General features: G+C 64.6%; 13 protein-coding genes. 6 read left to right on the top strand and 7 right to left on the bottom strand.

Translation table 11 applies throughout. The features are described from left to right. Positions 1-29: 29 nt before the first annotated feature. Positions 30-275 (bottom strand): hypothetical protein, encoded by a 246-nt coding sequence (locus tag RM192_RS12730; protein ID WP_311507931.1) that lies wholly within the window; start codon positions 273-275, stop codon positions 30-32. A 93-nt stretch (positions 276-368) separates the two neighbouring features. Then, positions 369-1,154 (bottom strand): phosphoribosylaminoimidazolesuccinocarboxamide synthase, encoded by a 786-nt coding sequence (gene purC / locus RM192_RS12725; protein WP_311507930.1) that lies wholly within the window; start codon positions 1,152-1,154, stop codon positions 369-371. Positions 1,155-1,382: 228 nt separating this feature from the next. Between purC and RM192_RS12720 the strand changes: the two genes are divergently transcribed. The 6 genes from RM192_RS12720 (at position 1,383) to RM192_RS12695 (ending at position 7,116) form a co-directional block, all read left to right on the top strand. Beyond that, positions 1,383-1,805 (top strand): ketosteroid isomerase-related protein, encoded by a 423-nt coding sequence (locus RM192_RS12720; protein WP_311507929.1) that lies wholly within the window; start codon positions 1,383-1,385, stop codon positions 1,803-1,805. Beyond that, complete coding sequence (locus RM192_RS12715; protein WP_311507928.1) at positions 1,805-2,392, top strand: GNAT family N-acetyltransferase; 588 nt, start codon at positions 1,805-1,807, stop codon at positions 2,390-2,392. The genes RM192_RS12720 and RM192_RS12715 overlap by 1 nt, the downstream gene beginning before the upstream one ends. Further along, positions 2,389-3,282: a carbon-nitrogen hydrolase family protein gene (locus tag RM192_RS12710; protein ID WP_311507927.1), complete on the top strand. Its 894-nt coding sequence runs from the start codon at positions 2,389-2,391 to the stop codon at positions 3,280-3,282. Before RM192_RS12715 ends, RM192_RS12710 begins: the two co-directional genes overlap by 4 nt. 45 nt (positions 3,283-3,327) lie before the next feature. Beyond that, positions 3,328-5,544: a thiamine pyrophosphate-dependent enzyme gene (locus RM192_RS12705; protein WP_311507926.1), complete on the top strand. Its 2,217-nt coding sequence runs from the start codon at positions 3,328-3,330 to the stop codon at positions 5,542-5,544. Positions 5,545-5,641: 97 nt separating this feature from the next. Beyond that, positions 5,642-6,655, top strand: coding sequence for an ACP S-malonyltransferase (locus RM192_RS12700; protein WP_311507925.1), 1,014 nt, complete (start codon positions 5,642-5,644; stop codon positions 6,653-6,655). Then, entirely contained in the window at positions 6,652-7,116 is a 465-nt protein-coding gene (locus RM192_RS12695; RefSeq protein ID WP_311507924.1) for a low molecular weight protein-tyrosine-phosphatase, read from the top strand. Before RM192_RS12700 ends, RM192_RS12695 begins: the two co-directional genes overlap by 4 nt. Here the strand turns inward: RM192_RS12695 and RM192_RS12690 are convergent. The 5 genes from RM192_RS12690 to RM192_RS12670 all read right to left on the bottom strand — a co-directional run bounded on the left by RM192_RS12690 (position 7,113) and on the right by RM192_RS12670 (position 12,672). Continuing rightward, the gene (locus RM192_RS12690) at positions 7,113-8,087 is read right to left on the bottom strand and encodes a nucleoside hydrolase (RefSeq protein WP_311507923.1); all 975 of its coding nucleotides are present in this window, start codon (positions 8,085-8,087) and stop codon (positions 7,113-7,115) included. The two genes, RM192_RS12695 and RM192_RS12690, sit on opposite strands and share 4 nt — an antisense overlap. A gap of 72 nt (positions 8,088-8,159) precedes the next feature. Continuing rightward, positions 8,160-8,933, bottom strand: coding sequence for a DeoR/GlpR family DNA-binding transcription regulator (locus tag RM192_RS12685; protein ID WP_311507922.1), 774 nt, complete (start codon positions 8,931-8,933; stop codon positions 8,160-8,162). An 86-nt stretch (positions 8,934-9,019) separates the two neighbouring features. After that, complete coding sequence (rhaT, locus tag RM192_RS12680) at positions 9,020-10,093, bottom strand: L-rhamnose/proton symporter RhaT (RefSeq protein WP_311507921.1); 1,074 nt, start codon at positions 10,091-10,093, stop codon at positions 9,020-9,022. A 21-nt stretch (positions 10,094-10,114) separates the two neighbouring features. Then, positions 10,115-11,260, bottom strand: a complete 1,146-nt coding sequence (gene lldD, locus RM192_RS12675) for an FMN-dependent L-lactate dehydrogenase LldD (RefSeq protein WP_311507920.1) — start codon at positions 11,258-11,260, stop codon at positions 10,115-10,117. Next, positions 11,257-12,672: an FGGY family carbohydrate kinase gene (locus tag RM192_RS12670; RefSeq protein WP_311507919.1), complete on the bottom strand. Its 1,416-nt coding sequence runs from the start codon at positions 12,670-12,672 to the stop codon at positions 11,257-11,259. Before RM192_RS12670 ends, lldD begins: the two co-directional genes overlap by 4 nt. Positions 12,673-13,018: the final 346 nt, after the last annotated feature.

Below are 13,018 nucleotides of genomic sequence, written 5' to 3'. Positions count from 1 at the left end.
CGTCCTTCGACAAGCTCAGGACGAGCATGTCAGCGCAGCAGGTTTATCACTCCCAAAATTATGAGAGCGATGCCAGCCAGCCTGTAACGACCCACTTCCCACTGGCCTGGTGGGTAGGCCTTCAAGCTTCTCAGCTCTTCAAAAAAATGCTCATCACCGCCGGATTGGAGTACATCTAACCGGGCTGCTCGTCGTTCGGCAATTCGCTTAGCCAAGGGCTTGCCCAACGCGAAAAGAGCGATGCCTGCAGCAACTTGGAGGAATGCGCCGATCATAGGTAGATACCATGGCGTTTTGATGGACCTCTATCAACAAAAACCCCCTCCGTTGCCGAAGGGGGTGTTTGATACAGCCAAGGGCCGAAGCGCTTACTTCTTGCCGCGCAGTTTGCGGTGTGCACCGAGGTCGAAGACTTCGCTGGGGCCACCGTCGGTTTCGAGCAGGCCGAGGCGGCGGGCGACTTCCTGGTAGGCTTCTTCTTCGCCGCCGAGGTCGCGGCGGAAGCGGTCCTTGTCGAGCTTTTCGCCGGTGGTCATGTCCCACAGGCGGCAGCCGTCGGGGCTGATTTCGTCAGCGAGGATCACGCGGGCGTAATCGCCGTCCCAGATGCGGCCGAATTCGAGCTTGAAATCAACCAGGCTGATGTTGATCGCCGCGAACATTCCGCAGAGGAAATCGTTCACGCGGATCGCCATCGAGGAAATGTCCTGCATTTCCTCGTTGCTGGCCCAGCCGAAGCAGGCGATGTGCTCTTCGGCGATCAGCGGATCGCCCAGCGCATCGTCTTTGTAGTAGTATTCGATCAGGGTGTGCGGCAGCGGCTCACCCTCTTCGATGCCGAGGCGCTTGGAGATCGAGCCTGCAGCGATATTGCGCACGACCACTTCGATCGGGATGATCTCTGCCTGCCGCACGAGCTGTTCGCGCATGTTGAGGCGGCGGATGAAGTGGGTGGGGATGCCGATATGGGCGAGGCGCGTGAAGACGTACTCGCTGATGCGGTTGTTGATCACGCCCTTGCCGTTGATCGTTCCGCGCTTCTGCGCGTTGAACGCGGTGGCATCATCCTTGAAATACTGGATGATCGTGCCCGGTTCGGGGCCTTCGTAAAGGATCTTGGCCTTGCCTTCGTAAATCTGGCGGCGACGAGACATCATCTTGCTTCCTGAACGGCGCCGGGGATTCGCCTCCCGGCCGGAATAAGAAACCCCGGCATCACGTGGAGGCGACTCCATCGCTGCGGCCGGGGCGTTCTTCCGGCCCATAGGCGAAGCGGTGCCAAAGTGCAATTGGATGCAAGGGTGCAATGGTCCCTTACAGGGGCAGGCGCTGGAATGGAGCGACAGGGTTCGCTACACCAGCGGGACAAGGAGATCTGACCGATGACCAGCCCCGCCGCCCGCACCGATGCGATTGCCCTGCTCGTCCGCTATTATGCGGCGTTCAACGCAGGCAACTGGCAGGGCATGCTCGATTGCCTGAGCGACGATGTGGCGCATGACGTGAACCAGGGTGAGCGCGTGGCGGGCAAGGCGGCGTTCGCGCAGTTCCTTGGCCACATGGAGCGCTGCTACAAGGAGCGGCTGGAGGACATCGTGGTGATGGCGAGCGACGATGGCACCCGCGCGGCGGCGGAGTTCGTGGTGCACGGGGCCTATCTGGCGACCGACGAGGGGCTGCCCGAGGCGGACGGACAGACCTATGTGCTGCCCGCTGGGGCGTTTATCGGGATCGAGGGCGGCAAGATCAATCGCCTGACGATGTATTACAATCTGGCCGACTGGACGAAACAGGTTGTTGGTTGATGGGCGTTGTCGTCCGGCCGCTGACGGGGAGCGAGATCGCGGCGGCGCTGGATGATCTGGCGGCGCTGAGGATCACGGTGTTTGCGGCCTATCCCTACCTTTATGATGGCGATGCGGCTTACGAGGCGGTGTATCTGGCCGAATATGCTGCTGCACCGGACGCCGTGTTGGTGGCGGCATTTGATGGCGACCGAATCGTGGGCGCGGCGACGGCAGCACCGATGATGCACCAGAAGGCCGAATTCCGGGCGCCGTTCGAGGCGCTGGGGCTGGATGTTTCGCGGCTGTTCTATTTCGGCGAGAGCGTGCTGTTGCCGGACTATCGCGGGGCGGGGGTAGGGCACTCGTTCTTTGATCTGCGCGAGGCGCAGGCCCGCGCCTGCGGGGCGAAGGCCGCGTGCTTTGCAGCTGTGCTGCGGGAGCCGGACCACCCGGCACGGCCTGCAGATTATGTGCCGCTCGACGGGTTCTGGGCGAAGCGGGGTTATGCAGTGGTGCCGGGGCTGGTGACCGGGCTTGGCTGGAAAGAGCATGGCGAGGCGGCGGAGAGCGTGAAGACGATGCAGTATTGGCTCAGGCAGTGGTGAGATACAGGGTTGCCGCTGCGCAGTATCCGATCGATCGGCTGGGTGGGTGGGACGCCTATGCGACAAAGCTGACCCGTTGGGTGGATGAGGCGGCAAGCGCAGGCGCTTCGCTCGGGGTATTCCCGGAGTATGGCGCGATGGAACTGGCCAGCCTCGATCCTGCGACGATGGGCGATCTGGCGTTGTCGATCGAGACGGTTTCGGCGCTTTTGCCGCGCGTGGATGCCTTGCACGGGGAACTGGCGGCGCGGACGGGAATGCATATTCTGGCAGCTTCTGCGCCGCGCAAGGATGCCGATGGGCGTTTCCGCAATGCGGCGCGGCTGTTTGCGCCAAGCGGTAAAGTGGGCGTGCAGGACAAGCTGGTGATGACGCGGTTCGAGCGTGAGCAGTGGCATATTGCTGCAGGGGATCGCTTGCGGGTGTTCGATACTGCGCTCGGGAAAATTGCGGTAAACATCTGTTATGATAGTGAGTTTCCGCTGCTGGCGCGCGCCTGTGTGGAAGCGGGAGCCGAACTGCTGCTGGTGCCTTCTTGCACCGACACAATGCACGGATATTGGCGCGTGCGGATTGGCGCGCAGGCCCGCGCGTTGGAGGGGCAGTGCTATGCGGTGCATTCACCGACTGTGGGCGAGGCTGAGTGGTCGCCTGCGGTGGACGTTAATCGCGGGGCGGCAGGTATCTATGGGCCGCCGGATCGGGGGATACCGGAGGATGGCGTGCTCGCGGTGGGCGCGGAAGGCACGGGCCAGTGGGTCTTTGCCGAAGTGGACACCGCACGGGTGGCCGATTTGCGTGCCGATGGCGGCGTGCTGAATGCGCGGCACTGGGCGGAGCAGCCGGGCGGCGGGGCGCTGCCAGCGGTGGAGATCGTGGACTTGCGCTAGGGGCGCGGCTATCAGGCAGGTTCGTTACGAGGGAAACCATCGCCAATGTCGCTTGATGCCGCCGAGCAGGTCCACCGCCAGTTTCTTGCCGCGCTGGAAGGCGGGACGGCGCGGCGGAGATCCAATCTCGGGCTGAAGGATGTGGGATTGGCGCCGGAGCGCGCGGCGGCGCTGTTCCGTTCGCAGGCGCTGTCGCGGCAACTCGACCGGTTGAGCCGCAAGCTGCAGGCGCGGGGCGAGGGCTTCTATACCATCGGCTCTTCGGGGCATGAGGGCAACGCGGTTCTGGCCGAAGTGCTGCGCACAGATGACATGGCGTTCCTCCATTACCGCGATGCCGCGTTCCAGATTCACCGCGCGCACCGGGTTCCGGGCGAGAACCCCGCGTGGGACATGCTGCTTTCGTTCACCGCCAGCGCCGACGATCCGATTTCGGGCGGGCGGCATAAGGTGCTGGGTTCGAAGCGATTGTTCATTCCGCCCCAGACGTCGACCATCGCCAGCCATGTCCCCAAGGCGGTGGGGACCGCGTTTTCCATCGGGATCGCCCGGCGCATGGGGTTTGGTGACACCGTGCTGGCCAAGGACGGGGTGGTGCTGTGCAGCTTCGGCGATGCGAGTGCGAACCATTCGACCGCGCTGGGGGCGATCAATACCGCGTGCTGGGCGGCGTTTCAGGGGACGCCGATGCCGATCATTTTCCTGTGCGAGGACAACGGCATTGGCATTTCCACGCGCACGCCGCCAGGGTGGATCGAGGCGAACTTTTCGGGCCGGGCGGGGCTGCATTATGTAGCGTGCGATGGGTCCGATCTGGTCGACACGATGCGCGCGGCGCGCGAGGCGGAATGTATCGCGCGGCGGCAGCGGCGGCCGGTGTTTCTGCATATGAAGACAGTGCGGCTTTATGGCCATGCCGGGAACGACGTGCAGCTGTCCTATCGCACCAAGGACGAGGTGCGCGCCGAGGAAGAGCGCGATCCGCTACTGGCGAGTGCGGCCTTGCTAATCGAGGAAGGCGTGATGAGCGCCGCCGAGGTGCGCGCGGAATATGACGCTATCGAGGCGGCGCTGGGGCGGCAGGTGGAGCTGGCGATCAGTCGGCCCAAGTTGCCCGATGCGGCGGCGGTGATGGCGAGCATCGTGCCGCCGAGGCGCGAGGGCGTGGAGCGTCCGCTGGCCTCGGCACAGGACCGCACGGCGCTGTTTGCCGATGATGCGGCGGCGATGGACAAGCCGCAGCATATGGCCAAGCTGATCAGTTGGGCCATGGCGGACCTGCTGTTGCAGTACCCCAATGCCATTGTCTGCGGCGAGGATGTGGGGCCGAAGGGCGGGGTCTATGCCGCGACGCAGAAGCTGCACACGCGGTTCGGTTCGGCGCGGGTGATCAATACCCTGCTGGATGAGCAGGCGATTCTGGGGCTGGCGATCGGCGCGGCGCACAACGGGTTGCTGCCGCTGCCGGAGATCCAGTTCCTCGCCTATGTCCACAATGCCGAGGACCAGATCCGGGGCGAGGCGGCGACGCTCTCGTTCTTTTCCGATGGGCAGTTCACCAATCCGATGGTCGTGCGGATTGCGGGGCTGCCGTATCAGAAGGGCTTCGGCGGGCATTTCCACAACGACAATTCGCTCGCCGTGTTTCGCGATATTCCGGGCGTGGTGCTGGCAGTGCCTTCGAACGGGCGCGATGCGGTGGCGATGCTGCGCGAATGCGTGCGGCTGGCGCATGAGGAAGGGCGAGTGGTCGTGTTCGTGGAGCCGATCGCGCTGTATATGACGCGTGACCTGCATGAGCCGGGCGATGGGCTGTGGTCGAGCGTCTATCAGCCGCCGGGCATTAAGGGAGACGAGGGCGAGATCGCGTTTGGCGAGATCGGGGTTGCGGGTGAGGGGACCGATCTTGCCATCGTGACCTATGGCAACGGGTTCTACCTTTCGCTTCAGGCGCAGAAGCTGCTGGCCGAGCAGGGCGTGGCCGTGCGGGTGATCGACTTGCGTTGGCTGGGGCCGGTGAATGACGATGCGGTGATAGACGCGGTGACCCCATGCGCGCGGGTGCTGGTGGTTGACGAATGCCGGATCACTGGCGGGCAGAACGAGGCGCTGATGGCGCTTATGGCCGAACGCGCGCCGGACAAGCACGCGGCGCGGATGGCGGCGACGGACAGCTTCATTCCGCTCGCCCGCGCGGCGACGCATACCCTGCCGAGCCGCGACGGGATCGTGGCGAAGGTGCTGGAGATGGTGGGGCGATGACGAACTTTCACCCAAACCCCGTTCATGCTGAGCTTGTCGAAGCATCTGGCGCGGTGCGAGCATCCTTCGACAGGCTCAGGACGAACGGGGTTTGAGCATGAGCAAGGAAACCATCCTCGTCGTGTGTCCGGGGCGGGGCACCTACAATGCGCCGGAGCTGGGCTATCTGGCGCGGCATCATCGCGGGTCGGAGTGGTTGGCGCGGTTCGATGCCTTGCGCGCCGACGCGGACAAGGCGCCGCTGTCCGCGCTCGACGGGGCGGCGAAGTTTTCGCCTGCGCTGCTGCGGGGGGAGAATGCCGCGCCGCTGATCCATGCCTGCGCTTATCTGGATTTCCTCTCGCTCGACCGGGACCGGTTCGAGGTGGTGGCGGTGACCGGCAATTCGATGGGCTGGTACACCGCGCTGGCCTGTGCGGGCGCGGTTTCGCCCGAACATGGCTTTGCGATTGCCGATGGCATGGGGGTGAATTCGCAGAAGCATCTGCCCGGCGGGCAGGCGGTGCTGGTGCTGGCGGGGGAGGACTGGACGGTCGATCCGGCGCTGCTGCGCGCGGTTGAGGCGGCGATGGCGCGGCATGGGGTGTTGCCATCGATCAGGCTGGGCGGGATGCTGGTGGTGGCGGGCGATAACGCGGCGCTCGATGCGCTGGAGCGCGATCTGCCCGCGCTGGCGCGCCCGCCTATGCGGCTGGTGGGGCATGGGCCGTTTCATACGCCGCTGATGCAGGCCAGCAGCGATGCGGCGCGGGCGCAGTTTCCGGTAAGCTGGTTCGGCAGGCCTGAGGTGCCGCTGATCGACGGGCGGGGCAAGGTGTGGCGGCGGTTCGAGAGCGCGCCGCAGGAGCTGTGGGACTATACCTTCGGGCAGCAGATCCTGGCGCCTTATGACTTCACTGCCGCGATGACGGTGGGCATCCGCGAGTTCGCGCCGGACCGGGTGGTGCTGCTCGGACCGGGCGAGACGCTGGGCGGCGCGATCGGGCAGGTGCTGGTCGCGCTAAAATGGCTGGACATATCGTCACGTAACGTATTTTCTGCACGGCAGGGTGAGGATGCGTTCCTGATTGGCATGGGGAGACCCAGCCAGCGAGGTATCGTGATCCCGTGAGTCAACCGTCGATTTTGTTCGTCTGTCTTGGAAACATCTGCCGCTCGCCCCTCGCCGAGGCGGCGCTGCGCAAACGCGCGGTGGAGGCAGGCGTGGCCATGACTATCGATTCCGCCGGAACCGGCGACTGGCATGTGGGCCGCCCGCCCGATCCGCGCGCGCAGGAAACCGCGCTGCGCCACGGCCTCGACATTTCCAGTTACCGCGCCCGCGTGGTGACGCCGGAAGACTTCCACAAGTTCGGCCACATTTTCGCGCTCGACCCGCAGAACCTCAAGGACCTGCACCGCATCGAACCCTCCCGCCACATCGCCGAACTGCGCCTGCTGATGGACCTCGTCCCCGGCCGCAAGGGCACCGCCGTGATCGACCCCTACTACGGCGACGAGGACGACTTCGAACAGGCCTGGGCCGATGTGGACGCAGCGGCAGAAGCGCTGGTGCGGCGGTATTTGAGCTAAGAAGCAGCCTGCAAATGCATGAGTGATAAGAAGTCTTCAAACGTCAGCCGAGCATCGAGCGTTTCGTAGACGCGGATCGTCCGGTCGGGGACGAGTTCTCCATAAGTGCAATCTTCCTTGATACGCAGTGCTGGCCGATCGAGCGCGACGCTGCTCTCCTGTGAAATCGCGCTTAGCAGAACAGTCGGGCTGTCACCCAACGGCCAAGCTCCGCCGACATCGACGAATGAGGGCGGTGAAGTGAACTTTTCATAAAGCCATGCGCCAAACGGCGAAACCGGGCGCAGCCGATGTGCCATTTCGGCCACCGAGAACTGCATCTGGCGATAGGCGTTTTGCGGAATCTGCCACAAAGGTATCTTTGATTGTTCGATCACGATCCGCGCGGCTTGCAGATCGGCCGAGAGGTTGTATTCCCAACCTCCAGCGGGGTAGCGGCCACCTCCGATCCAGATCACCGTCATGCGCGAGGCGATGGCGGGTTCGATGCGCAGCGCTGCAGCAATGTTCGTGAGCGGGCCACCACAAGTAAAGAACAACGGCAGCGGATCATCTCGCATCGCTTCGGCAACGATGGCCTTTGCGGCGGCGCTAACTTCCGGTTCGGCCAGATTAAGCTCTTCGCTCCCGGCCAGCACCGGAGGCGGAGCGGGAATCCGTCCCTGCTTGAGAAGATCCTGCACGATGGTGCGACCGATCTCGGCAGAACGGTCGGCTGGCACCGCGCCTGTCAATTTGCGGTCAAGTGCCGAGGATGTGATGAGCGTGGTGCGCGTTTTCGGCGTGAGCAGCTGGTGGGCCAAAGCCACGAGGGCATCCGGATCGCCGGCAAAATCGTTGTCCACGATGACCCGCGCCGAAGCACGTTGGGGAATACGGCGACCGGTGGCGGCCAAGGAGGGGTGGTCCAGCAGGCAAGCAGCGCTGAATGCCGAGGCAAGGGTGCCGAATTGGCGACGTGAAATTGACATGACCTCTCCATATTAGAGTGGTCATTCTATATTGGCTGGCGGTGGATTGCAATTGTCGACGGCGGCGGTGGTTCAAACCACCACCAGCTTGACCCCCGCATCCCGCAGCCCCTGCGCTGTCTCGGGCGCGATGCCGCTGTCGGTGATGATCGTGTCGATCTCGTCCAGCCCGCAGACGATGGTGCCGGACTGGGTGCGGAACTTGGTGCTGTCGACGAGGAGGATGACTTCTTCGGCGCGGTCTATCAGGCGGCGTTCGGCGGCGACGAGCACGATGTCTGCCTGCATCACGCCTTGCGGGCCGACGGCGGCGGCGCCCATGAACAGGCGGGGGGCGTGGAAGCGGGGCATGGATTCCTCGCCCGCTGCGGCAAGGATGATGTTCTGTTCGCGGAACACCGAGCCTGACGGCACGAGAATGCGCGTGGTCGGCTGCGGCAGGAGCGCGGTGACGATGTGCAGCGAGTTCGTCAGCACCTGCAGGCTGAGGCCATCGAGGTGCGGGCACATCTGCAGCGTGGTGCTGCCGCCATCGATCATCACGCCTTCGCCCGGCGTGCACAGCGCAGCGGCGGCCTTGCCGATGGCCTGCTTGGCCGCAAGATTCAGCGTGATCGACTGATCGAACGGGGTGCCGAGCAGGTGCGGTCCGGATGGGTCGGCATCGTCGGGCAGCTTGGCTCCGCCGTGCACGCGGACGATCTGGCCAGTGCCTTCAAGCCGCGTCAGATCGCGCCGGATGGTGGCGGGCGACGCATCGAGCAGCGTTTCGAGATCGCGGTAGCTGACAAAGCCGTTGGGCTGCAGCGCCTCGAATATCCGTCGTTCCCGTTCTGCCGCGTGCATTGGTGGTGTGGTCCCTTTTGGGGCAGCTTATGCACTGGCGGAGGGGTGAAATCGATCACCTTTTTTTGGGAATCGGGGGTGGGCGACTAGGCCCCGGCGTTCAGCATGTTGCCCAGCCCGATGACCACGGTCGAGCCGACGAGCAAGGCGATGCCGGTCCAGACCAGCGTGCGGGTGCGGCGGCTGGCGCCCTTCCATTCCTTGAGCGCGAAGCCCCAGAGGGTGGAGAACAGGATGATCGAGGCCATGTGCAGCGTCCACGACGAGAAGCCGAACTCGCCCATCTGGCTTTCGCCCATGGTGTAGAAGAAGAACTGGCCGTACCACAGCGTGCCGCCGAGTGCGGCAAGGAGCCAGTTGGCCAGCAGGTTGGGGCGTTCGCCGGGCGCGGCGTCGGCGGAGGGGGCGCCGAAGAACTGGCCGAAGCTCTTGTTCTTCGCGATCAGATACGCGCACCACAGCGCGTTGGTGGTGAGGCCGCCTGCGAGCACGACGCAGAGGACGGGGAGGCCCTGGCTCAGCGGATCGGTTCCGGCGGCGAGCGTGAGATCGCGGATCGGTTGCCCGGCGGCGAGGCCCCAGGCGAAGCAGCCCGACATGATCCCGGAGAAGGTCGCGATCAGCAGGCCCTTGCGCAAGTTGAACTCGGCGACGCCTTCGGACTTTGCGTCACCAAGTTCGGCCTGCTTGGCACTGCCCGCGCGCGCGACGACGACGATGCCGATGAGCGTGATGAGGATGCCGAGCAGGGTGAGCTTGCCGCTGGTCGTCGCGGCGATTTCGCCAAGCGTGCCCTCGAAGATCGGCGGACCCATCGTGCCGATCACGGTTGTGAGGCCGAGCGCCACGGCCATGCCGAGCGAGAGGCCGAGGTAGCGCATGGTCAGGCCGAAAGTCAGCCCGCCAATGCCCCACATCGCGCCCCAGAACCAGCACCACACCAGGGTATTGGTGGGCGTGGCCGAGAGGACGCCGAGGAGGTTGTTGGTCTGGAGCGAGGCGAAGAACCACGGGGCGATGGCCCATGAGAACAGTCCGCCGGCCAGCCAGAACACTTCCCACGACCACAGCTTGATGCGCTTGTACGGCACGTAGAAGCTGGCCGAGGCAAAGCCGCCGAGCCAGTGGAAGAATACGCCCAATGCGGGGTTTGCGCCCATCGGTCCTGTCCCTTTTCGTTTTTATACGTTTGCGAGGATCGAGCGGTCGATCTCGGATATGCTTTTGACGCCGGTGAGTGTCATCGCCACGCGCATCTCGGCCTCGATCAGGCGGAGCATGTGTTCGACGCCGGACTGGCCCTGTGCGGCAAGCGCGAACACCCATGCGCGGCCGAGCAGCACGCCTTTTGCGCCCAGCGCGAGCAGGCGGACGACATCCAGCCCGGAGCGGACGCCGCCATCTGCCAGCACGGTCAGCCGGTCGCCCACGGCATCGGCTATGGCGGGCAGGGCGCGGGCGGTGGAGAGTACGCCGTCAAGCTGGCGGCCGCCGTGATTCGATACGATCACGCCGTCAGCGCCGAGGTTGGCGGCTTCGGTGGCGTCCTCGGGATCGAGCAGGCCCTTGATGACGAGTGGGCCGGTCCATTCCGAGCGGATGAAATCGAGATCGCGCCATGAGATCGAGCTATCGAAGTTGCCGCGCATCCAGGCGAAGAAGTCCTCGATCCCGGTCTTGCCTTCCAGCTTGCGCGCAATGTTGCCGAGGCCGTGGGGGCGGCCCCGGATACCGACGTCCCAAGCCCACGCGGGCTTCATCGCGCCTTGCAGGGTGCGGCGGATCGCGCCGCTTATGCCGGCGGCTCCGGCAAGGCCTGAATGGACATCGCGGTAGCGGCTGCCGGGGACGGGCATGTCGACGGTAAAGACAAGTGTGGAGCACTGCAGGTCAACCGCTTCCTGCAGCAGTTCGCGCATGAAGCCGCGATCGCGGGTCATGTAGAGCTGAAACCAGAATGGCTTGCTTGCCGCTTTGGCCACTTCGGCCAGCGAGCAGGCTGAGACGGTGGACAAGGTGAACGGGATGCCGGCGGTTTCGGCGGCGCGGACGGCCTGGCATTCGCCGCGACGGGCATTCATCCCTGCAAGGCCGATGGGCGCGAGCGCGACGGGAAGGGCGAGTTTCTGGCCGAACAGTTCGGTGCTGAGGTCGAGGTTCGACACATCGCGCAGCACGCGCTGGCGCAGGGCGATGTCGGCAAGGTCGGAGACGTTCCGGCGCAGCGTAGTCTCGCTGTAGGAACCGCCGTCGATATATTCGAACAGGAAGTGTGGCAGGCGGCGGCGGGCGAGTTCGCGGAAATCGGGGATCGAGGCGGCAATCATGCGGCGGACCTTGTTCTGGCGGCTTCGACTTCGGCCTTCCAGCGGTTGCGATAGGTGTCGAGATCGGCGTCCAGCGGCTCGACACGCACCAGTTCGCCTTGCGGCTTGAGGCCAGGGTCTATGAGGCGGAGCGCGCCGAACGAGACGTCGTTATGCGCGTTGGCGGTGTAGACGGCGGTGTCAGGGCGCAGCGAGGCGAGCGCGCGGACGAATACTTCGGCTTCGGCAAAGCGGCCCTCGACCAGCAGGCGGCCCGACGCACCGATCAGATCGAGCAAGGTATCGGCGACGAGCGCGGCATAGAGGCACGCGGCGGCGCGGCGTTCGTACCAGTCCTCAGGGCGGTTGATCCATGCAAAGGCGCTGTCCGGATAAGGGCCGAAACCGCGCATCAGGGTGGGCAGGATAAGCCGCTGCGCGCGCAGCACGGCGGGCACGGCGGCCAGCAGTGCGGGCTGGTCGGGCTTGATGTCGACGCGGCGGGTGTCGATCTCGATCAGCGTCTCGATCTCGCGCCCGCCCATGAAGCGGGCGGATGGCACCGGGCGACCATGGACGTCGATATTGACGAGGCAGTCGCGGGCTTCGGGCAGGCTGGCGGTGTCTACGGGCGTGGCGGGCAGGCGCATGCCGATAAACCATGTGCCGGTGGACAGGACCGTCGCTTCATTGTCGGCGATTTCGGCAAAACCGCGCGCGGCAAGCAGGGCGGCGTTGGAATCATGGAGGCCCGCAAGGACGCGGACGTTTTCGGAAAGGCCGGTGGTCTTGGCAATTTCGGGCAGGAGCGTGCCGACGGTGTCACCTGCGCGGACCACGGGCGCGAAGCGCGCGGCCCAGCCAAGGCGGTGCGCCATGGCTGAGAAGTCGGCGCCTTGCGGGCTCCACAAGTCGGAATGACAGCCAAGGCTGGTGACTTCGCTGACCGCGTTTCCGGTCAGGAACCAGGCCCAGTACTGCGCCCATGGCAGGAGCGTGGCGCGGGCTATCACGCCGGGCTGGAGGCGATCGAGCCACCACAACTGGCTGCCGAAGTTCAGGCCATCGGGCAGTGCGGGCGAACCGGTGTGGCCAAAAGGATCACGCTGATCGCGATAGGCACCCATCACCTCGTCCGGAATCGCCTGTTCGTAGTCCAGCGGGGCGAAGGCGAGCTTGCCGTCCACCAATGCGGCCACACCGGCGCCGTGGCCGACCGGGATGATCGTCGTGACGGGATGATCGGCATAGCGGCTGAGCGTTTCAAGCAGCCACGCGCCGATATCGTGAGCGTCGAGGCGGCGCGTGCCGTCAATTTCCAGCGGGATGTTTGGGCGCACCTGACGGTCGAGCATCTGCCCGTCCAGATCCCACAAGCTGACCTTGCTCAGCGTCTTGCCGAGGTCGATGACTATCGTTGCGCCCCGTGCCAAGCGCTCTCTCCCATACAATGCTTAGAAACGATCAATATCAATCAATCTTGATCGTTTCCAGCACAAAAGTCGCGCACAACGCACCGCAGCGCAAGAGCGCTGTCGGAAAGGGCAGGCAGGATGAGATTCCTTGTGGATATGGTGCCGGGGACGGAACCGCGAAAATCGCAGAGTGACTTGATAATAATGGATAAAACAATGGCGGCTTTTTGGCTGAGGCCCCCAAAAAGGCCCCCAGCCGATTATCCCTGTGCCACTTTTCCACCGTTTATGTTCGCGTTTGTTCGCCCATGAGCGCAGACGAACAGGCGCTTGAAAGCCAAGTTGGAATGGCCTGCATCCGCCA

The sequence above is a fragment of the Novosphingobium sp. MMS21-SN21R genome (assembly GCF_031846015.1).
Lineage (GTDB): Bacteria > Pseudomonadota > Alphaproteobacteria > Sphingomonadales > Sphingomonadaceae > Novosphingobium.
The sequence above is the reverse complement of the archived record's forward strand: the minus strand, read 5'-3'. Positions and strand labels throughout refer to the sequence as shown.

Bases quoted from the DNA above. Each gene is read 5' to 3' on its own strand.
- RM192_RS12730 (WP_311507931.1), bottom strand. From the start codon at position 275: ATGATCGGCGCATTCCTCCAAGTTGCTGCAGGCATCGCTCTTTTCGCG.
- purC (WP_311507930.1), bottom strand. From the start codon at position 1,154: ATGTCTCGTCGCCGCCAGATTTACGAAGGCAAGGCCAAGATCCTTTAC.
- RM192_RS12720 (WP_311507929.1), top strand. From the start codon at position 1,383: ATGACCAGCCCCGCCGCCCGCACCGATGCGATTGCCCTGCTCGTCCGC.
- RM192_RS12715 (WP_311507928.1), top strand. From the start codon at position 1,805: ATGGGCGTTGTCGTCCGGCCGCTGACGGGGAGCGAGATCGCGGCGGCG.
- RM192_RS12705 (WP_311507926.1), top strand. From the start codon at position 3,328: ATGTCGCTTGATGCCGCCGAGCAGGTCCACCGCCAGTTTCTTGCCGCG.
- RM192_RS12700 (WP_311507925.1), top strand. From the start codon at position 5,642: ATGAGCAAGGAAACCATCCTCGTCGTGTGTCCGGGGCGGGGCACCTAC.
- RM192_RS12690 (WP_311507923.1), bottom strand. From the start codon at position 8,087: ATGTCAATTTCACGTCGCCAATTCGGCACCCTTGCCTCGGCATTCAGC.
- RM192_RS12685 (WP_311507922.1), bottom strand. From the start codon at position 8,933: ATGCACGCGGCAGAACGGGAACGACGGATATTCGAGGCGCTGCAGCCC.
- rhaT (WP_311507921.1), bottom strand. From the start codon at position 10,093: ATGGGCGCAAACCCCGCATTGGGCGTATTCTTCCACTGGCTCGGCGGC.
- lldD (WP_311507920.1), bottom strand. From the start codon at position 11,260: ATGATTGCCGCCTCGATCCCCGATTTCCGCGAACTCGCCCGCCGCCGC.